This window comes from Chitinophaga silvisoli, from assembly GCF_003412465.1.
Lineage (GTDB): Bacteria > Bacteroidota > Bacteroidia > Chitinophagales > Chitinophagaceae > Chitinophaga > Chitinophaga silvisoli.
The window spans coordinates 954,267-975,036 of sequence record NZ_QTJV01000002.1 but is presented as its reverse complement, the minus strand read 5'-3'; the positions used below and the strand labels follow the sequence as shown (position 1 = coordinate 975,036).

The window sequence follows — 20,770 nt, the reverse complement described above, 5'->3', positions numbered from 1 at the left end:
TTAAACGTGAAACTGCTCCTTGATGTTCTCAGTTACTACCTTACCATCGAACAGGTTGATTACGCGGTGTGCAAATCCCGCATCATAAGGGCTGTGCGTTACCATGATCATAGTCGTACCGGCATCATTCAGCTCCTGCAACAGTTTCATTACTTCTTCACCATTGGTAGAATCAAGGTTACCGGTAGGCTCATCCGCCAGGATCATTTTAGGTTTTGCTACTACTGCACGGGCAATAGCCACACGCTGTTGCTGACCACCAGATAACTGTTGTGGAAAGTGATTGCGACGGTGCATAATATTCATACGCTCCAGCACTTCTTCTACCTTCTTCTTACGATCACTGGCAGGCACTTTCAGGTACAGGAGTGGCAATTCCACATTCTCAAATACAGTCAGCTCATCGATGAGGTTAAAACTCTGGAATACGAACCCGATAGAACCCTTTCTCAACTGGGCGCGTTGTCTTTCACTCATTCTGGCTACCTCATGATCCCAGAAGTGGTATTCACCACCAGAAGGATTGTCCAGCAGTCCCAGGATGTTCAGTAATGTTGACTTACCACAACCGGAAGGTCCCATGATGGCAACAAACTCCCCATCCTTTACTTCCATGTTGATCCCATTGAGCGCAGAAGTTTCAATTTCTTCAGTGGTAAATATTTTTTGCAGATTAACGGTGCGTATCATTGGTGTTATTTTGATTATTAAAATACTAATACTTCTTTATCTCCGAAATTCTCATAGGATGAAGTGATCACCTGTTCACCTTCCTGCAGGCCTTCGAGAATCTCAAAGAACTGCGGGTTTTTCTGGCCCAGGGAAATGTTGCGTTTTACAGCCCGTTTACCACTTTTATCTACTACATACACCCAGTTACCACCGGTATCAGAGAAGAAACCACCTACAGGCAGCAGCAGAGCAGCCGAAGATTTACCTAATTCGAGGCGGATAGGAGAGGATTGTCCTCTGCGAATACCTTCGGGGGTTTCTTTGTCAAACTTCATATCTACATTGAAACGGCCATTCTTTACTTCAGGATATACTTTCAGGATGACCAGTTCATAGCTTTTATTATTGAATTCAAAACTGGCTTTTAATCCAGGGAACACCCTTGAAATATAATGTTCGTCTACCTCAGCTCTCATCTTGAAACCATTCAGGTCATCGATCTGGCCAATGTTCTGACCAGCCTGAATGCTTCCCCCTACCTCCGCATCTACTGAAGACAGCTGTCCGTCAATCGGCGCTTTCAGTACCAGGTTGTTCAGGTTATCCTTCATCATCTGGAGGTTGCGCTGGGTGCGGGCGATGGTAGATTCCAGCCTTTCAATCTGGATTTTGGCATTATCTTCCTGGAACTTCTGGCTTTCGATCTCAATCTGCTTTTGCTTTACCAGTCTTTCGTAATCCAGTTTATACTTAATATAGTCCTGGCGGGCTACAATCTTCTCATCTACCAGCTGTTTGTTTCTGTCATACAGATCTTTGGCCTGGTCTATCTGGAAGTCCAGTTCATTGATGGTTTGCTGCATCGTGAAACGGTTCTGTTTCAGCGTCTGCCGGGTATTCTGCAGCTCATTGATCAGACGGTATATTTCTGTTTCATGGTTTACAAACTCCATCATCATATTCTGGTTTTCCAGGCGGAGAATGCTGTCTCCTCTTTTTACCATACTACCCCCTTCCAGGTATTTCTGGCTCACATATCCCCCAACGATCGCATCGAGACGGATCGTCTTTAAAGGTAATACGACTGCTGTAACAGCAATATACTGATCAAACGTACCCCGGGTTACTTTAGAAATAGTGATCTTGTCCTTCTCTACATTTAACTTAGAGCGGTGATCGGCAAAGATCAGGTTATAGATCAGCAACAGTGCTACGACTGCGCCTCCACTTACCAGGGTGATCCTTTTCTTTGACCAGAATTTCTTTTCTATTTTTCTATCCATAGGTGAATGTGCTAAACTTGCATTCCCAGTAAGACAACCGGCATGCCAAAGCCAGAAACCCTTTACCAGCAAAGCATTTCAAAGCATTACCCGCTTTTAAAACGTCCTGTACCGCACACCGTACGTCCAATTCCGGACACTTTCCCTGAATCCTGCTCCAGTACTGCTGAAAACCGAAATCTTTTTATAATATTGCCAGTGGCCACATCCGCAGTCGTTTGCTCTTATTACTTATTGTCGGGAACATTGTTTGCGGAGCTCTATCAACTTTTATTTTATTTGATTTGGTTATGACTACGACTACACTGCCTGGTAAAATACTGATAGTAGATGATGATATGGACGTATTGCGTGCAGCACGTCTCCTGTTGAAACGCCATTTCGGCCAGGTAGATTTTGAACGCAATCCCCAAAAGATCCCTTACCTGGTGTCTAACTTTGAATATGACGTGATCCTGCTGGACATGAACTTTACCCGCGACCTGAGTAGCGGCAAGGAAGGTTTTGAATGGCTGGACAGAATTCTGGACATTCAGCCGACTGCTGCCGTGGTCATGTTCACCGCCTATGGCGACGTAGAAATGGCAGTCAGGGCCATCAAGGCCGGAGCAGCCGATTTTGTGCTGAAACCCTGGGAAAATGAAAAGCTCCTGGCCACCATGCAGACAGCCTATAATAAAAAAAACCAGCAGAAAGAAAAGGTTACTCCCCCCTCCCCTGTCACTAACAATACAAGTTCAATCATAGGCAATAGCCCCGCTATGCTGGCTGTACTCGATACTGCTGCAAGGGTAGCCGGCACCGATGCCAATGTGCTTATACTTGGTGAAAATGGTACAGGCAAGGATATGCTGGCCAGGCATATTCACCAGCTCTCCCATCGCAGTCCTCACCCTTTCGTGAGCGTAGACCTCGGAGCCATTAGCGAAAGCCTGTTTGAAAGCGAACTGTTTGGCCATGTAAAAGGTGCCTTTACGGATGCCCGCGAAGACAGGGTGGGCCGGTTTGAAGAAGCCAATAAAGGAACCATCTTCCTGGATGAATTGGGCAACATCTCCCTCCCGCTCCAGGCAAAACTGCTCACCGTACTGCAAAACAGGGCTGTGACCAAAGTAGGCAGTAACAAAGCCATCCCGGTAGATGTCCGGCTGATCTGCGCCACCAACCGCAATATTCAACAAATGGCGGCCCAATACCTGTTCCGCCAGGATTTACTCTACCGTATCAATACCATTGAAATCCAGCTCCCTCCCCTCAGAGAAAGGCAGGAAGACATTATCCCACTGGCAGAACACTTCCTGCAACTCTATAGTAGTAAGTACAAACGCCCGGTGAATAGTCTGCACGAATCCCTCATTCAACAGTTATTAACATATGACTGGCCGGGAAATATCCGGGAACTGCAACACGCCATGGAGCGGGCTGTCATCCTTTCTCAGGGCAAAGTACTACAGGCCAAAGATGTATTTGTGAAAAACCCGGTACAGGAAACCCAGCTGAACACCGGCTATAACCTGGAAGAAATGGAACGCAACATCATCACCCAGGCCATGAAAAAATGTAATGGCAACATTACAGAAGCCGCTAAAGAGCTGGGCCTCAGCAGAGCTGCCCTCTACAGAAGACTGGAAAAATATAATATCTAAATGAACCGGTTCAGTATCAATATATTCCTGCGCATACTCCTGCTCACTGCCAGCACTATTGCCGGTGTGGAAGTATGGAGAACACTGGGCCCCATTCCGGGCCTGGCCATCATCGCCCTGATCTGCCTGCAGATCTATGGAATGTATTACTACATGAACAGGATCAACAGGAAACTCACCCTTTTTCTCGAATCCATCCGCTACGAAGATTTCTCTATCCGGTTCAGTGCTGACAACAAAATGGGCAAAAGCTTCCAGGCACTCAACTACCAGTTCAACGAAGTGCTGGAAGCCTTCAGGCAGACGAGGGCAGAAAAAGAAGCAAACCTGAAATATATAGATACTATCGTACAGCATATCAGTATCGGGGTACTATCATTTGATGCTGAAGGAAGGATAGAACTGATCAATCCAGCAGCTTTCCGCTTGCTGGGTATCTATCGCCTGCGCAACATTGCGGAGCTCAGGTCAGCACACCCCGATTTACCTGAATTGCTGCTTCAGGTGCACTCTGGCAATAAAATCCTGTATCGTACCCGCAATGAGCAGCAGTTGTCTATTCAGGCAGCTACCGTACGCCTGCAGGGTCGCCTGGTCAAACTGATTTCCCTGCAAAACATCCATGCAGAACTACAGCAAAAAGAACTGGAAGCCTGGCAAAACCTGACCAAAATCCTTCGCCATGAAATAATGAACTCCGTCACCCCTATCGTATCCCTCATCAGCACCATGCAGGATATAATAGAGCAGGATATAGCACCTGACAGTCACCAGCCGGAAGCTATTACAGACCTGATGGAAGCGCTTGAAACAATCAAAAGCCGGAGTAAAGGCATCATGAACTTTGTGAATGCCTATAGAGATTATACCACCCTGCCCAAGCCACAATTCACAGATGTCAATATCAAGGAACTGATTACCGTAGTGAGCAACCTGCTGCAATCCGATCTTAAACAGGCAGGTATTTATTACCAGTTTGAAGTAGATTCTGCAGGTGCAGAAATTCATGCAGACAGTGCCCAGTTGCAAATGGTGCTGATCAACCTGATCAGGAATGCGATGGATGCCCTGGAACATACCGCACGCCCGGAGATCAAAATCACAGCGACCATGACTACTTCCAACCAGGTTTGTATATCCATTTCCGACAATGGTCCGGGTATAGATGCAGATGCGATCAATAAAATCTTCATCCCTTTTTATACCACCAAGCGAAAAGGCAGTGGTATCGGCCTAAGCCTCTCCCAGCAAATCATCCAGCTGCATGGCGGGCAATTGAAGGTAAATAGTACCAGCAATAACGGCACTACATTTAATGTCATCCTGACTACAGTGTAATTTCATATGTTTGCAACATGAAACCTGTTGTCTTTAACAGTCTGAATTGGAGTATAATGCCAATACTGCTCTGGGGCTGTATTGTTGATTCCTTCTTTTTAATGCAGCTTTCAATGACGCTGTTGGCGGTGTTGTCGGTGGTATTTTTCCTGAAAGGAACCCGTTTTACCCCCATGATGCTTAGAGTGCTGTTAGTAATAGGTATAGCGCTCACGATTCCTCCCCAGGTCCTCCTCAGGTCCATAACAAGTCCACCTCAGGTCCACGTTCTCGCCGTCGCTTCTATACCGCTTGTTCATCTTGTATATATTGCTTTCTTCCTCAAGATCCGGTATACCAATTATCCATTGCCTACCTGCAAATGGGCCTTTATCTTCCTGACAGAAGCCCTGGGCCTGGCTATCTTTTTCTACCTCCTTCCCCGCCTGGAAGCTAAGGGCATGGTTTGGCAGGTGGTGCTTTGTATGTTCACAGCTTCCATTGCCCTTCAGTCGGTCATGCATGCCTTTCGCCTCCGGGAACAACCCTATGGCTGGTATTGCCTGGCAGGAATTTCCTTTCTCATTGCGGGTGCCGCGCTGGCACTCTCCTCCCCTTCACTTAGCATGCTTTGCTACGGTTTAGCCAATTACGGCCTCGTCTATGGTGCTACCCGTTATATCTGGCAAAAGCAGGGTGTCCCTTACGCAATCAGGTAACAATCCGGTAATATACCGTACATTTGATTCGCTAGATGAGTTATTATGCAACAGACAGACTTTTTAGTGATCGGTTCCGGCATCGCAGGATTAACCTATGCGCTCAAAGTGGCAGGTGCCTGTCCAGATAAGAAGATCACCATTATCACTAAGACCCAGGAAGACGAAACAAATACAAAGTATGCCCAGGGTGGCGTAGCCGTAGTGAATGATCTTGAAAATGACAGCTTTGCCAAGCACATAGAGGATACGCTGATTGCCGGCGATGGCCTGTGCAACGAGAAAATCGTGGAAATCGTAGTGAAGGAAGGACCGGAACGGGTAAACGAGATCATAGAATGGGGAACCAACTTTGATAAAAATCCCGGTGGTGACTTTGCCCTGGGCAGAGAAGGCGGGCACTCCGAATTCCGGGTGATCCACTACAAGGACATCACCGGTTATGAAATAGAAAGAGCCCTGCTGGCAGCCGTTAAACAGCGCCCAAATATCGAACTGGTCACTCACTGCTTCGTGGTAGACCTCATCACCCAGCACCACCTGGGCTACCTGGTGACCAAGGCTACGCCTGATATAGAATGTTATGGCGTATACGTATTGAACCTCCTTACAAACAAGATAGAAAAGATCCTGAGCCGCATCACCGTGCTGGCCACTGGTGGCAACGGACAAGTGTATCGCAGCACAACCAATCCTACTATCGCCTCCGGCGATGGAGTGGCCATGGTATACCGTGCCAAGGGTAGAATCGAAAACATGGAGTTCATACAGTTTCACCCTACCGCCCTCTATCAGCCTGGCGTAAACAATGCCTTCCTGATCACCGAAGCAGTACGTGGCGATGGTGGTATACTGCGCAATATACACGGCGAAGACTTCATGCATAAATACGATCCCCGTCTCTCCCTTGCTCCCCGCGATATCGTAGCCAGAGCAATAGACAGCGAGATGAAGATCACAGGTACAGAACATGTATACCTCGATTGCCGCCATATGGATATGGAGAAATTCATACACCACTTCCCCAATATCTATGAGAAATGCCTGGCATCCGGTATAGATGTGAAGAAGGACATGATACCTGTAGCCCCCGCAGCTCACTATAGCTGTGGTGGAATCAAGGTAAATGAACATGGCTGCACGAGCATCAAGAATTTGTATGCCTGCGGCGAATGCTCCAGCACAGGATTACATGGTGCTAACCGCCTTGCGTCCAATTCACTGCTGGAAGCCATGGTATTCGCACATCGTTGTTACCTTACAGCGGTAGACAGGATCGATTCAATCTCATTTAAAGAAGACGTGCCAGACTGGAATGCAGCAGGCACCACGGCTCCCAAGGAAATGATCCTCATTACCCAGAGCCTGAAGGAACTGAAGCAGATCATGAGCGATTACCTGGGTATCGTACGTACAAACGAACGTATTCAAAGAGCGATTCGCAGACTGGATATCCTTCACGAAGAAACAGAAAGCCTCTACGAAAAAACAGAAGTATCTCCACAATTGTGTGAGCTGCGAAACCTGATCACCGTAGGTTATCTGATCGTAAAAAGTGCTTCCTTCCGTAAAGAAAGCAGAGGTCTTCATTTCAATACTGATTATCCAAATAAGAGCGCGCTGGTACAAAACATTGTGTTATAGAATTTGTTGCTAAGTAGAGATGTACTATTTAATACTGGCATTTACATATGCCATATCAATATTGCCATTGTGGCTGTTATACCTCATCAGCGATGGGTTATACCTCATTATTTACTACCTGGCCGGCTACCGGAAAAAGATTGTATTTGATAATCTCCGGCAGTCATTCCCGGAAAAATCTCCTGCTGAAATTACGAAGCTGGCGAGGAGTTATTACCGTAATCTGACGGATATGACTGTGGAGACAGTCAAACTGCTCACCATGAGCAAAAAGGAGCTGGAAAAGCGCTTTAAATGCGATTTAACGGTATTGCATGAGCTCTATGCACAGGGCAAAAGTTGTCAGCTACATTTAGGCCATAATTTCAACTGGGAATGGGCCAACGTATTTTGTATGCAGCGGGTGGGGTTCCCCTTCCTCGTAGTATACATGCCGCTCACCAACAAATCTGCAGATCGTTTTTTCCGTCATTTCCGGGAGAAGTCAGGCACCGTACTGATTCCAGCCAATGACATCAAGGAGGCCATGGCTCCCTGGCAGCATAAACAGCACCTCATTGCACTGGTGGCGGACCAGAACCCGGGTAATCCCCGCCGAAGCTACTGGTTCCCTTTTCTGAACAGGATGACGGCATTCTACAAAGGACCGGAAATGAGTGCGAGAAGAAACGATACCCCCGTGGTATTCGTGGATATCCGAAAAGTGAGAAGAGGATATTACCATGCTACCTTAAAACTGGCATTTGATCATCCACAACAGGAACCAGAAGGCAAGGTGACAGAAACCTTTGTAAGGTACCTGGAACATAACATCCTGGAGCAACCGGATGTGTGGGTATGGAGCCACAGAAGGTGGAAACATCGCTATAACGGGCAATAAAAAACTATAAGAAAGAAATAAGGAGAGAGTTCCGTAGGGAACTCTCTCCTTATAAATATTCATTTTATTGCTGTCCACCGGTATCTTCAGGCATCGGAGGTGGTGGGGGTATTACGGGTTCCACCATAATGTTGTTATTCACAGCTTTTACGCCGTTTATTTTCTTCACGGCATCTTCTGCTGCTACTTTGGCGCTGTCATTGGGCACTTCGCCGTTCAGGTCTACAACACCGTCTTTTACCTGGGCTGTGATGCCGGGGGAATTATTCAGTTTATCAATTACGGCCAGCTTCACAGTATCATCTCCGGGCTGGCACGAGTACAGGCTTGTTACCACCAGCAGACTGGCGGCCATCAATAAAGATTTACGATCCATGGTTAAAATTTTTAAATACTAAAATGCTCTATCCATTGTCGGCGAAGCCGGGATAAAGGGTCATTCCTCCATCAATAAATAAGGTAGTTCCTGTCACATAATCGCTCTCATCACTCGCCAGCCATACGGCTGCTTTAGCTATATCTTCCGGTGCTCCTATCCTGCCATAAGGTATGAGTTCCAATAATTTCTTTTCGTCTTCCGGGGTATCCCACGCATCCTTGTTGATACGTGTTTTGATGGCACCGGGAGCCAGGCTGTTCACTCTTATTTTATACGGAGCCAATTCCTGTGCCATAGATTGCATGAGTAATTTCACACCTCCCTTACTGGCAGCATAATTTACATGGCCCGCCCAGGGTATCACTTCATGCACACTACTCATACAAATGATTTTTCCGGCAGCTTTTGAGCGGGAGCCGTCTACACCCCTTCTTTTAAATTCTTTGGCTGCCTCACGGGCACAAAGGAATTGTCCTGTAAGGTTAGTGCCAATCACCGCATTCCACTGTTCCAGGGTCATCTCCAGGAAGGGGGCATCCTGCTGAATGCCGGCATTAGTCACCGCAATATCAAGCGTACCATATCGGGATAAGATTGCTGAGAACATATTCAGCACTTCCTCTTCCTTACTGATGTCACATTGATGTACGAAACCATCCCCCCCGGCAGATTTAATTTCCTCCAGGATTTCTTCAGCATCCCCCTTGCTTTTGTCACTATGATAGTTGATAATTACAGCAGCGCCTGCCTCTGCCAACGCCCGTGCTACAGCAGCCCCAATGCCCGTACTGCTACCGGTGACCAGCGCCACCTGTCCTTGTAGTTGTTTGCCCATAGGAAGTACTTTTTTTCATTTATGGTCAAAAAGCATACCCTCCCTTCATAAAAAAAGGACCGTACACCTGGCACGATCCTTTTTAAACGATTTTGTAATAAGTTTATTAATTCAGTACGTTCGTTTCCTTCACCACTTCCAGTCCGTTAGTGCCCTTCATATTGTTGAAACCACCTTCCACATTACGCAGGTTGTGAATACCTTCTCTCTTCAGGATAGAGCAGGCAATAATACTTCTGTAACCACCCTGACAGTGTACATACAGGTTATGATTCTCATCGAAATCACCCAGGTTACCCGGATCTGTCATATCACTGAGGGTCAGGTTTATTGCATCCTTAATATGGCCATCGGCAAACTCAGCTGGTTTACGTACATCCAGGATCACCAGGTTGGGATCATGAGGAATATCCATAGCCAGTTCATCAGGCTCAACGTTGATGATCATATCATGCTTTTCACCGGCAGCAATCCAGGCTTCATAGCCACCCTGCAGGTAACCTACTACATGATCGAAGCCTACACGCGCCAGACGAATGATAGTTTCTTCTTCCTGCCCAGGAGTGGTCACCAGTACGATATCCTGCTCAAAGTTCAGCAGACTGCCTGCCCACTCTGCAAAGCGGCCTTCCAGTCCGATGCTGAGTGAACCTGGTACAAATCCATTTGCAAATTCTGTAGCAGGGCGTGTATCCAGGATACCAATACCTTCCTTCACTTTCGCTTTAAATGCTTCTACACTCAATGGCTGATTCGCTTTTTCCATTACTTCCTGCAGCGCATCATAACCTTCCTTGTTAATTCGTGCATTGATCGGGAAATAAGATGGAGGTGTAGTCAGACCATCCGTTACCTCAGCTACGAAAGAAGCTTTATCGTTCGCCAGCAATGCGTAGTTAGTCGCTTTCTCCTCGCCCAGGGTGCTGAAAGTATTCGGACCCAGATTCTTACCACAGGAAGAACCCGGCCCGTGAGCAGGATAAACGGTTACGTTATCAGGCAAGGTTTTGATCTTATTATTGAGGGAGTCGTAAAGCAGACCTGCCAGTTCTTCTTTGGTCAGGTTACCGCTGAAGAGGTCAGGACGACCTACATCGCCTACAAAGAGGGTATCACCTGTAAACAGGCTGGCAGGCTGCCCCTGTTCGTCCAGTAGCAGATAACAGGTAGATTCCAGTGTATGGCCGGGTGTATGAATGACCTGCAGGCGCAGTTTTCCAATCCTGAATTCCTCTCCGTCTTTTGCTTTATAAATAGGAAAGCTGGTTACAGCTTCAGGTCCATAAACGATAGGTGCCTGCGTAGCGGCAGCCAGATCCAGATGACCTGATACGAAATCAGCATGGAAGTGTGTTTCGAAAATATACTTTATAGTGGCATTGCGCTCTTTGGCGAGGTCGAGATATGCATCGATATCCCGCAGGGGATCTATCACAACAGCTTCACCTTCCGACTCTATAAAGTAGGCAGCTTCCGATAAGCAATTAGTATACAGTTGCTTTACAAACATTGGTCTTTGATTTCCTGCAAATTTACGGATAATAAAGCAGGAAGCTACCATGGGAATAAGGAGAGAACATATTAAGAATGCTAAACAGATATGTATAGCAAAAAAACATCAACCCGTTATGATATCATAACCGGAATGATGTTGAAAAGATTTTTACAATGCTACTGAGCTATCACTACAAACAAATGCTTCCCCCGCAAAAATTTGAGCCTAACTAAAAGTTCTCAGCTTTTTTCACTCTTAGTTAGTCCCAATATTTTTTGTACTCAGCTGAGCAATAACCAAAACCATCTTAGCCTACCAGCTCTTCTACGAATTTGGCAACTTCTGCTATACGTTGTTTGTTAATCGTATAGTGAATGAATTTACCATCTCTTTCGGTAATCACAATGCCGGCACGACGAAGAATAGCCAGATGCTGTGAAGCTACTGACTGCTCCAGACGCAGCTTAACGTAGATTTCAGTCACTGTCATTTTTTTGTGATCTTCCAGCAGCTTAATCATTTGCTGGCGCAGCTTATGATTGATTGCACGCAATACCATAGCTGCCTTCTTAACGGCAATGTAATCCAATTTAATTTGGTCTTTTTCATTGGTACCTCTAGAAATAATAAGAGTATTAGAAGAGGTCGTTAATAATGTTTTTTCCATCGCATAATAGTTTTAAAAAATGATGAAATGAAAGGGATCAACGGACAGTAAACCCATAACTTGTTAGAAAACAATAACCGGGTATCGATTTATACAAAAATATAATATTAGTCGTAATAAAAAAAACTTCTATACCTTATTTTTTAATATATAGACGGGGTTTACTTGCCAATTAAACGTAATTTGACAGTTCTATGACACTATTTTGGATAAAGGTTGGGATTACACTTCTTTTTATAGGGAAAGAGGCGGTATTTAGGGCTAAACAGGCCTGTTTATGACAGTATGAGTACTTACTTTTTCATTGTCGTGTGAAAGGGTTTCAGGTAGTAGGGACTGAAATATGCCACATCTTCAAATGTGCCTTTTTCAAACGCTTTTTCTGCTAATTGCACCATGTGTTCCGCATTCATTGTATATGGTAAAAATGTAGCATGAACATGTTGCCCCAATAACTGGGACCATTTTTCACTTCCATTTCCAAAGAAGTAAATCTTCTTCTCTGCCAGCTGAGCGGCGTATGATTCAGGTGTTAAAATCAATGCATGCGGAGCCAGTATTTCATCCAGATCTGCCGTATATACGGCAGTGTATACTTCCATACGTCTCGCATCGAGCATGGGAGCATATAAAGCCTGCTCATTTCTTTCGTGCAGCAGGATCCCCTGCGTCATTTGTTGAAGCGTGGAAACTGCTATCAGCGGCTTCCCCCAGGCATAACACAATCCTTTGGCAGTAGCTACTCCTACCCTCAATCCTGTGTAGGAACCTGGTCCCGCACTTACGGCTATGGCATCCAGTTCGGCAGCGGTCACATGGTGTTCCTGCATCAACTGCTGTATGAACAATGTCAGGGTCGCAGCATGATCCTGCTGCTGATCATTGACCAGGGTCTGTAATACCTGTCCATTCCTGGAGAGACATACTGAGCCTATATTCGTTGCCGTATCGATATTGAGTATTAATGCCATTGTTTAGTTGTTAGTAGCTTCCTTTTTCAATAATTCACTGATAATGTAACGTTCGTTGCCGGTAGCTGCGTGTACAGCAGCGAGCACTTCGTACACCTGCCGGATCCCGATTTTCTTACTCCATTCAAAAGGTCCCATGGGATAATTGGTGCCCAGTTTCATCGCAACATCGATGTCTTCTCTTGACGCTGTATCTGTTTCTGCCGCCATATATGCTTCATTGATGATCATGCATACCACCCTTGGCGTGACCATGCCTACTGCATCCTGCACCAGTTCATACTCCCAGCCCAGTTGCTGCATAATAGCTGTCAGCACAGGCTTTTGTGCTTCTTCCAGCAGTGAGATTTCCGTCACAGGCATATCAATAAAACCCGGCAGCCAATTGCATCCGATGAGGGCGCAGCTATATGTATCCTTTACTGCTTGCAGGGAAGTTTTCACCACACCTGCCAGCACAGGAATAGCCGCATATTGTGCGTAAATAGCCGCATTTTCAGGATGCCCGTCGAACTGCAGGTCGATGACGAGGTCCCTGTTTTGCAGTGCCTCCGCCCCTTTCAGGCTGTCAGCCCGCTCCACAATATGTGAAGCCAGACCTCCTTTGCGCTGCAGCGCTGTAAAATTTTGCTCATCTCCGATAACCAGGATGTTCATGGGCTAAATTTTCGCAAACCTATTAATTAATAACTAATTATTTTTACACTATGGAAAAACAGATCATCAATACTCCAAATGCGCCTGCTCCAATAGGCCCATATAATCAGGCAATCCTGACAGGCAATATGCTGTTTGCTTCTGGACAGATTGCTCTCAATCCAGCTACCAACCAGCTGGTAACTGACGATATCGTTGCCGAAACTCACCAGGTCATGCAGAACGTAAAAGCGATTCTGGATGCTGCCGGTATGGATTTCAGCGATGTACTGAAGAGCACCATCTTCATTACCGATATGAATGACTTCGGTAAAATTAACGAAGCTTACGGTAGTTATTTCAGCGGTTATTATCCTGCCCGCGAAACTGTGCAGGTAGCAGCCTTACCAAAGAACGTACATGTGGAGATCTCTGTGATCGCCAGCAAGTAATATTAAAGCCAAAGGCTGACTTTATAAGTCAGCCTTTGTTCCAAATAAGGTAGTGGCCAGTTTTGCATCGTGACCATATACATCATCCCTGAAATTCAGCCGGCCCTCACTATCCACAAATGCAGTGAAATAACCTATATACACCGGTACTCTTTGTTTCAGCGTTACAAACTTCTCCTTACTTCCATTCATTGCATCTACAATCTTTGCTTTGGTCCAGCTGGAATCATAGCGGAGCAACCATTCCGCCAGATGCTGTGGTTCAGACACACGAATACAACCATGACTAAAAGTGCGTTTATTTTCGCCAAATAATCCTTTCGAAGGTGTATCATGCAGGTAGATATTGTACTCATTGGGGAAGAGGAATTTCACCTTACCCAAAGCATTGGATCCACCTGGTAACTGGCGAATTATATAAGGGAAATTGGAAGCAGTAGCTTTACTCCAGTTGATCGACCCTGCACTCACAGGCTTACCATTGCCTGTCACCACTTCCATATGATTTCTGGCCAGATAGCCACTGTTGCGGCGCATGGCTGGCAGTACTTCATTTACCAGGATACCGGGAGGTACATTCCAATATGGTGCAAACACTACATACTTCACTTCATTGCTGAAGATAACAGTATTAGCACCCGGTTTTCCTACTACCACATTACAACTCCAGTCTACCTTATTGCTATCGTATACATAGAGTTTAAATGCAGGAATATTTACCAGCAGATAAGTCGATGGAGGGGATGCTGGTACCCAGCGCAAACGCTCCATATTGATCAGGATCTGTGTAATGCGCTGCTTAGGAGTTACATTCAATGCACGTAGTAAAGGGGCCTGAATCGTACCATCAGTTTTTAAACCTGTGCGATCCTGGAAGTTGCGGATGGCAGAATCCAGTGCCGGTGTAAATACAGAGGAAGTATCAGCAGCCGCCAGATCGCCCAGGAGGTGCAGACGATGTTTAACACCGGCGATTACGGGAGCTGTAGCCCCTTGCTTATAGAGTTTTTCTGTTGCACGGAGAGAATCCCATGGCTCTTTCTCGAGGGCTGCAAGTTGCTTTAGTTTATTGCGGAGTAATTTATACTGAATGTTCACAGGTTCTTCAAAGGCATTGGCTGGACGGGTGATCATTGAATCCAGCAATCCTTCTATATTTATCTGTTTGCGGGGAATGAACCATTCCAGGTCTTTGGCAGTATCAGAGGTCAACCCACCCCAAACCTTATTTCCATATACGAAGAACTGGGCAGTAAGTGCCAATTCAATCTGGGAAGCGGTTTTATCACCAGGCTTCAGTTTACCGCCTTCCATCATGAGGGTGTCGTACACGGCACGCAGTGGACGGCTGATGATGCTGCTGTCATTCAGGCCAAAGTCGGCATCTGATTTCATCAGGTTAATAAAGTTACCTGCCTGTTCGGTTAGCTGGCCATCATTGCCTATCCAGGCAAAGTGAAAATTTCGTTGCCTGTAGAAGTTACGGATATACGAAGCGTTGCTGGTATCATGCTGTAAAAATGAATTTACAGTATTACTATCGAGTATGAGGTCAATATAGTCCTTCTGGGTATAGTGACTGGTATCTCTGGCGCGCTGGCGTTTACGTTTACCTTCGTGGTTACACGATGCGAAGACAGCTGCCAATGCAAGCAGAAATAGGGGAACATTGCGCATGATCAATGATTTAAAGTGGTGTGTGCTATAAAAGTAAAATAAAAAGTTGATACCCATATAAAAGCAGAAAGCTTAATGCGGTTACGGCATTAAGCTTTCTGCAATATTGTGTGGTACTTAGTTCTAGAGTTTTATTTCTTCATCATTGGCATCAAAGAAGCGGTATTCTGTCAGGTGGTAGTTAGAGTCTGCTTTTATTTTGATCCATTTCTTATAGAGGAAATACCATTTCCATTGACGGGATGTAAGGAATCCCTGTGTAAGGAAAGCTTTGAAGATGGGATGTACATGAATGGAGAGTCCCTTATGCTGATGGTTTATCAGGTATTGCAGGTTCTTTTCGATTTCATCTATGATCAGTACAGAGGCACCGATTTTGCCGGTACCGTGGCAGGTAGGGCAATCTTCCGCCACCGAGATGGTGACTTCGGGTTTCACCCTTTGGCGGGTGATCTGCATGAGTCCGAATTTGGAGATAGGCAGGATGGTGTGTTTAGCTCTATCCTGTGCCATGAATTTCTCCATTGCTTCATACACTACCTTTTTGTTTTCAGGCAGCTTCATATCTATGAAGTCAATGATGATAATGCCTCCAAGGTCACGCAGGCGCAGTTGTCGGGCTATTTCCGCGGCGGCTTCCAGGTTGGATGCCAGGGCGTTTTGTTCCTGGTTATTACTGGAGCTTTTGTAACCACTGTTCACGTCTATGACGTGGAGGGCTTCAGTAGCTTCAATAATGAGGTAAACACCACTATCCAGGTTGACAGTTTTGCCAAACGATGCTTTTACCTGACGGGTAATGCCGTAGTGATCAAAGATGGGTGCGCCATTATGATAATAGGTAACAATATCCTGTTTCTCGGGAGCTATCTTTTGGATATACGCCCGGGTATCAGTATACATATTTTTATCATTAATGACGATCCGGTTGAAACTTTCGTTCAACAGGTCACGGAGTATACTGGTAGTCTTGGCCTGTTCGCTCAGTATTTTCTGTGGAGGTTGTGCGCCTTTCAGATTGGACTGGATATTTTTCCAGGTTTCGACCAGGGTGGTAAGGTCTTCGTGCAGTTCTGCAGTTTTCTTTCCTTCAGCGGCTGTGCGCACTATCACACCAAAATTGGGTGTTTTGATAGCTTCTACAATCTTTTGCAGGCGTTTTCTTTCTTCGGAAGAGTGTATCTTTTTAGATACAGCTACAATGTCATTGAAGGGTGTTAACACAATAAATCTTCCTGGTAAAGAAATTTCGCAGCTGAGACGGGGGCCTTTTGAAGAAATGGGCTCTTTCAGGATCTGCACGAGAATATTGGGTTTACCGCCCAGTACGTCTGTGATTTTACCGGTTTTTACAATTTCCGGTTCATTCTTAAACTTTGTAAAGTCAAACCCCTCGGGGGTTTTATCAGAAATAGCCTGCTGGGTAAATTTTAGTATGGAGCGTATGTAAGGGCTAAGATCAGTGTAATGCAAAAAGGCATCTTTTTCAAAGCCAACATCTACAAACGCCGCATTAAGGCCTGGAATTAGTTTTTTAACCCGCCCCAGGTATAAATCTCCTACAGCAAAATTGGGGTTGCCACTTTCATGATGCAATTCGACCAATTTTTTATCTTCCAGCAACGCTATTTCCACACCAGTAGGTGCCGCATTTATAATTAGTTCCTTGTTCAAGCGTCCAAAATTTTAACCATTATTACTTCACCTTTATGTTATGCACGACTATTTAACAACAGCTTACTGCATACCAGATTATAGCTAACAGTGATGTCAGCATACATGATGATGGATTGCTTAAGGGTTTAGCGATCTAGCAGGTAATATCCGGGATGCTAAGCGGGAATTGTGGAAAAACCTGCATGACTTCAGCAATTTAAGAATAATCGCTAAAATCATGCAGGGTATATAAAAAAATTTATCCGATTAACACGCCGTAAATAAAACCTGGTTAGTATAAATGGCGGGAAACAGGAGAAAACTATTTCTTATTCTTCTTATGCCGGTTCTTTCTCAGTCTTTTTTTACGTTTGTGGGTGGCAATTTTATGTCTCTTTCTTTTCTTACCGCAAGGCATACTAAAAAGTTTAAAATGATTAGAAAATAGAATATTATTGAATACTCTTAATATAATTGTCAATTTCAGCCTTTAGGGCTGGGTCTTTGAGCAGTTTTTTGCATTGCTCGAACAGTTCTACTGCTTTTTTTACATCGCCTTTAGAGCGGTAAGCTTCGGCCTGGACAAAAATAGCTTTCGCTTCGTCCGGGTGGCGTTGCAACAGTGTATCCATACGTTGGATGGCTTTATCATACTGTCCGGATTGGATAGCAAGATTCGCCAGTGTCAACTGAGCTTCAAGATTGTCGGGATTGGCAGCCACCACTTCCCTGAGTTTTTGAACACCTACCATAGGTTCGCCGGTATTCATATACAACAGCGCCTGTTGAATCTTTAGGGAATCATTATTCGGGCTAAGTTGAATAGCCTGATCCAGCAATGAGAGCGCCTGCTGGCTTTCCCATTTACTAATTGCCGGATCCTGAGCATGTTCCAGGTGTTCCAAAAATAAATTGGCTGCAAAGGTGAGGCTTTTTTCGGAATTTTCCAACTTGGCTGCTTCGCCAAGATAATGCGCAGCTATGGGTAGTTGGTTAAGGCTATCCCAGGAGGCATAAAGCTGTTTATAAGCGGCTATTTGCTGAGTTTTAACATCTCCCCGCACTACTTTATTTTCCAAAGAATTGATCAAAAGTAATTTATCAGCAGGGACTTTTTGCTTGGCGGAAGCCAGCAATTCGCTAAAGGCAATAGGTTGCTGCTCCTGACCGCCCATCATAGGGCCGGCAGTTGGCATCGCTCTCTTCTCCGAATGTGGTATGGTGCGGCCGAAGGCGACCAATACAACTAGTAATGCCACCGCGGCACCTACCAATAGAACTTGTGATTTTTGCACGCCTTAAATATTAGGCTGCAAAATTACGAAGAACTTTTAAGCTTCTTTACCTCAGCAACGAATTCTTTCGAAGGTTTGAATGCAGGAATAAAGTGCTCTGGAATTTCTACCGCCACATTCTTCTTAATGTTACGACCAATCTTGGCCGCTCTCTTCTTTGTAATAAAGCTACCAAAACCTCTAATATAGATATGCTCGCCATTAGCCAACGCTTCCTTGACCTCCTTAAACATGGCTTCTAGTGTTACTAACACATCTACTTTAGGTATGCCGGTTTTTTCAGCAATATTGTTTATTAAGTCAGCTTTTCTCATAATTGAAGCGAAGGATTACTTGTCCCAAAATTATTTAATTTTTTTTAATTGCTGAATTTTAAGCAAATAAATTTTATCTTTTTTTCTTATACCTTATATCTTTTTATTAATCACTCTACAAGTCTTTGTAAACTAACCCTTAATGCATTTTTTGGCAACAGGTTCCTGCCCCGCAGAGCTCATATTTCGTGATCAGTATATCGTCACTTCTATAGGTATGTAGCGGAAAATTTCACTAAACCACTACTTAACGAATATACAAAAAATAATATTCATTTTGTCTTTTTTTTCTGCTCTTAATGAAAAAGTTACGCTCATTTTAGCAAAATGAAATTCGGGCTCCTACCTAAATATAACGCATTTTTCTGCACATTCGTCTATTTATCAGCAAGTTCTGTTAAAAAAGCATTCAGATAACGGTTATTTTCATATGTTATAGATGATTATATATATTTTCACTGCGCCTCCCATAACACCTCCTCTTTTTATCATTCCCGACTCACTTATCTTTGCATTTCATGAAACAATTTTTCACCAGTGCCCTCCTCGAATGGAATCGCGAAGACAATACACGCTCAATGCCATGGAAAGGCGAAAAAGACCCCTATCGTATATGGCTGTCTGAAATCATCCTTCAGCAAACCCGCGTGGAACAAGGTTGGGCTTATTACGAGAAGTTTATACAGGCTTACCCCACCGTACAGCATTTAGCCGCTGCACCGGAAGAAGAAGTATTCCGCCTATGGCAGGGATTAGGTTACTATGCCCGCTGTAAAAACATGCTGGCGGCTGCCCGTCAGATCGTTTCCCAGTTTCACGGCCATTTCCCCAATACCTACGAGGCTATTCAGTCCCTCAAAGGTATCGGACCCTATACCTCCGCAGCTATCGCTTCCTTTGCGTTCAACCTTCCTCATGCTGTGCTGGATGGCAACGTTTTCAGAGTCCTCTCCCGCTTCTTTGACATAGATACCCCTATCGATAGCACCGCCGGTAAGAAGCAATTTGCATCCCTGGCCGCTGAACTTCTCCCCCACGGAGAATCAGCTGTCTACAATCAGAGTATTATGGACTTCGGCGCTGTGGTCTGTAAACCACAACAGCCCGCCTGCAAAATATGCCCCCTGGCCAGGAAATGTAAAGCCCTCCACCTGGGCCTTATAAGCGTACTACCCGTAAAAACAAAGAAGCTGGTAATCAAAAAGCGATATTTCAATTACCTGATTGTTAAACACAAGGACGACCTTTATATCCGTAAGCGCACCGAAAATGATATCTGGCAAAACTTACATGAGTTTGTACTCATCGAAACCAGCGCCCCCACAGATATCCAGGCCCTGGAAAAACTCCCGGCCTTCAAAGAAAAATTAAGCGATATGAGTTATAACATAGATGCAGTGTCCGCCTCGTTTAAACAGCAGCTTACACATCAGACTATTCATAGCCAATTCATATTGCTATCGGTTGCAGAAAAACCTGAAATGCCCGGCTATATTGCTGTTCCTCAGGATCAACTGGATAGATATGCATTCCCAAAAACGATTACAGACTTCCTGAAACGGAGAGAATTGAGCTTGTTCTGATTCTAAAATCAACCCGGGCCAAAGTGCGCTTAACTTGCTGCGGCAAGGTATTTGAAGCTAAAAGTAGTCAGCATTTTTTTCACATCGATTTGAAAAAAATGTTAACTTTAAGAAGGTTGTTTATTTAAAGAAACATTATATTTCCATCGTTAAATCAATAGATTAAAACCTGCAACAATGAGAGGTGTTAATAAAGTAATCCTGATTGGCAACTTGGGTAGAGATCCGGATGTACAGTTTTTGGAAGGCAATATAGCAGTAGCTAAATTTTCTCTGGCTACCACAGAGACATTTAAAGACAGGGCCGGTAAACTGATCTCCCAAACAGAATGGCACACGGTAGTTTTATGGCGTGGACTGGCAGAATTGGCGCAGAAATACCTGCACAAAGGCAGCCTGGTTTACATCGAGGGTCGTCTGCGCACCCGTAGCTGGGAAGATAAGGAAGGAAATAAAAAATTTGCTACCGAAGTTGTAGGTGATAACCTTGTTATGCTGGATAAACGCATGGATCTTAACAATTCAGAACATGCCATCCACCATAGTAATACAGGCAGCACCTCCGGTGACAATTTCCCCAATATGGACATCCCCCCCCAAATTAGTGACGCAGCTGACGATCTGCCCTTTTAAGTTATCCAATTAAAAA

Annotated in this window: 20 protein-coding genes; 8 read left to right on the top strand and 12 right to left on the bottom strand. The window is 44.9% G+C overall.

Going from position 1 to position 20,770, the window contains the following annotated elements; all coding sequences use genetic code 11:
• The gene (locus DXN04_RS10275) at positions 1-690 is read right to left on the bottom strand and encodes an ABC transporter ATP-binding protein (RefSeq protein WP_116853231.1); all 690 of its coding nucleotides are present in this window, start codon (positions 688-690) and stop codon (positions 1-3) included.
• A 17-nt stretch (positions 691-707) separates the two neighbouring features.
• Positions 708-1,955 carry an efflux RND transporter periplasmic adaptor subunit gene (locus tag DXN04_RS10270; RefSeq protein ID WP_116853411.1) on the bottom strand — a complete coding sequence of 416 codons (1,248 nt, stop codon included), beginning with the start codon at positions 1,953-1,955 and terminating at the stop codon, positions 708-710.
• Between the two features lie 290 nt (positions 1,956-2,245).
• On the opposite strand from DXN04_RS10270, the gene DXN04_RS10265 reads away from it, so the two are divergent.
• The 5 genes from DXN04_RS10265 to DXN04_RS10235 are packed head-to-tail and all read left to right on the top strand — an operon-like array spanning position 2,246 to position 8,161.
• Positions 2,246-3,601, top strand: a complete 1,356-nt coding sequence (locus DXN04_RS10265) for a sigma-54-dependent transcriptional regulator (RefSeq protein WP_116853230.1) — start codon at positions 2,246-2,248, stop codon at positions 3,599-3,601.
• The gene (locus DXN04_RS10260; RefSeq protein ID WP_116853229.1) at positions 3,602-4,939 is read left to right on the top strand and encodes a sensor histidine kinase; all 1,338 of its coding nucleotides are present in this window, start codon (positions 3,602-3,604) and stop codon (positions 4,937-4,939) included.
• A 17-nt stretch (positions 4,940-4,956) separates the two neighbouring features.
• Complete coding sequence (locus tag DXN04_RS34530; RefSeq protein WP_147319890.1) at positions 4,957-5,637, top strand: hypothetical protein; 681 nt, start codon at positions 4,957-4,959, stop codon at positions 5,635-5,637.
• Positions 5,638-5,682: 45 nt separating this feature from the next.
• On the top strand, positions 5,683-7,281 hold the full coding sequence (gene nadB / locus DXN04_RS10240) for an L-aspartate oxidase (RefSeq protein WP_116853225.1): 1,599 nt from the start codon (positions 5,683-5,685) through the stop codon (positions 7,279-7,281).
• 19 nt (positions 7,282-7,300) lie between these two features.
• Positions 7,301-8,161, top strand: a complete 861-nt coding sequence (locus DXN04_RS10235) for a lysophospholipid acyltransferase family protein (protein WP_116853224.1) — start codon at positions 7,301-7,303, stop codon at positions 8,159-8,161.
• Positions 8,162-8,225: 64 nt separating this feature from the next.
• On the opposite strand, the gene DXN04_RS10230 is transcribed toward DXN04_RS10235, so the two are convergent.
• The 6 genes from DXN04_RS10230 to DXN04_RS10205 form a co-directional block, all read right to left on the bottom strand.
• On the bottom strand, positions 8,226-8,537 hold the full coding sequence (locus DXN04_RS10230) for a BON domain-containing protein (RefSeq protein ID WP_116853223.1): 312 nt from the start codon (positions 8,535-8,537) through the stop codon (positions 8,226-8,228).
• Between the two features lie 28 nt (positions 8,538-8,565).
• A complete protein-coding gene (locus DXN04_RS10225; protein ID WP_116853222.1) occupies positions 8,566-9,375 on the bottom strand; it encodes an SDR family oxidoreductase in 810 nt (269 codons plus the stop codon).
• A gap of 106 nt (positions 9,376-9,481) precedes the next feature.
• Entirely contained in the window at positions 9,482-10,885 is a 1,404-nt protein-coding gene (locus DXN04_RS10220) for an MBL fold metallo-hydrolase (RefSeq protein WP_116853221.1), read from the bottom strand.
• A gap of 292 nt (positions 10,886-11,177) precedes the next feature.
• Positions 11,178-11,537 (bottom strand): ArsR/SmtB family transcription factor, encoded by a 360-nt coding sequence (locus DXN04_RS10215; RefSeq protein ID WP_012788619.1) that lies wholly within the window; start codon positions 11,535-11,537, stop codon positions 11,178-11,180.
• Between the two features lie 293 nt (positions 11,538-11,830).
• Complete coding sequence (gene tsaB / locus DXN04_RS10210; protein ID WP_116853220.1) at positions 11,831-12,508, bottom strand: tRNA (adenosine(37)-N6)-threonylcarbamoyltransferase complex dimerization subunit type 1 TsaB; 678 nt, start codon at positions 12,506-12,508, stop codon at positions 11,831-11,833.
• Between the two features lie 3 nt (positions 12,509-12,511).
• Positions 12,512-13,165 carry a 3-hydroxyacyl-CoA dehydrogenase family protein gene (locus DXN04_RS10205; RefSeq protein WP_116853219.1) on the bottom strand — a complete coding sequence of 218 codons (654 nt, stop codon included), beginning with the start codon at positions 13,163-13,165 and terminating at the stop codon, positions 12,512-12,514.
• 50 nt (positions 13,166-13,215) lie between these two features.
• On the opposite strand from DXN04_RS10205, the gene DXN04_RS10200 reads away from it, so the two are divergent.
• Positions 13,216-13,596 carry a RidA family protein gene (locus DXN04_RS10200; RefSeq protein WP_116853218.1) on the top strand — a complete coding sequence of 127 codons (381 nt, stop codon included), beginning with the start codon at positions 13,216-13,218 and terminating at the stop codon, positions 13,594-13,596.
• Positions 13,597-13,617: 21 nt separating this feature from the next.
• Here the strand turns inward: DXN04_RS10200 and DXN04_RS10195 are convergent, their stop codons facing one another.
• The 4 genes from DXN04_RS10195 to DXN04_RS10180 form a co-directional block, all read right to left on the bottom strand.
• Positions 13,618-15,273, bottom strand: a complete 1,656-nt coding sequence (locus DXN04_RS10195; protein ID WP_158568947.1) for a L,D-transpeptidase family protein — start codon at positions 15,271-15,273, stop codon at positions 13,618-13,620.
• Between the two features lie 123 nt (positions 15,274-15,396).
• Entirely contained in the window at positions 15,397-16,947 is a 1,551-nt protein-coding gene (locus DXN04_RS10190) for an Rne/Rng family ribonuclease (RefSeq protein WP_072362801.1), read from the bottom strand.
• Between the two features lie 434 nt (positions 16,948-17,381).
• Positions 17,382-18,224, bottom strand: coding sequence for a tetratricopeptide repeat protein (locus DXN04_RS10185; protein WP_116853216.1), 843 nt, complete (start codon positions 18,222-18,224; stop codon positions 17,382-17,384).
• A gap of 23 nt (positions 18,225-18,247) precedes the next feature.
• Positions 18,248-18,538, bottom strand: coding sequence for an HU family DNA-binding protein (locus DXN04_RS10180; RefSeq protein WP_072362799.1), 291 nt, complete (start codon positions 18,536-18,538; stop codon positions 18,248-18,250).
• A 518-nt stretch (positions 18,539-19,056) separates the two neighbouring features.
• Between DXN04_RS10180 and mutY the strand changes: the two genes are divergently transcribed.
• Both mutY and DXN04_RS10170 read left to right on the top strand, forming a co-directional pair.
• On the top strand, positions 19,057-20,121 hold the full coding sequence (mutY, locus tag DXN04_RS10175; protein ID WP_116853215.1) for an A/G-specific adenine glycosylase: 1,065 nt from the start codon (positions 19,057-19,059) through the stop codon (positions 20,119-20,121).
• A 177-nt stretch (positions 20,122-20,298) separates the two neighbouring features.
• Positions 20,299-20,754: a single-stranded DNA-binding protein gene (locus DXN04_RS10170; protein WP_072362797.1), complete on the top strand. Its 456-nt coding sequence runs from the start codon at positions 20,299-20,301 to the stop codon at positions 20,752-20,754.
• Positions 20,755-20,770 lie beyond the last annotated feature (16 nt).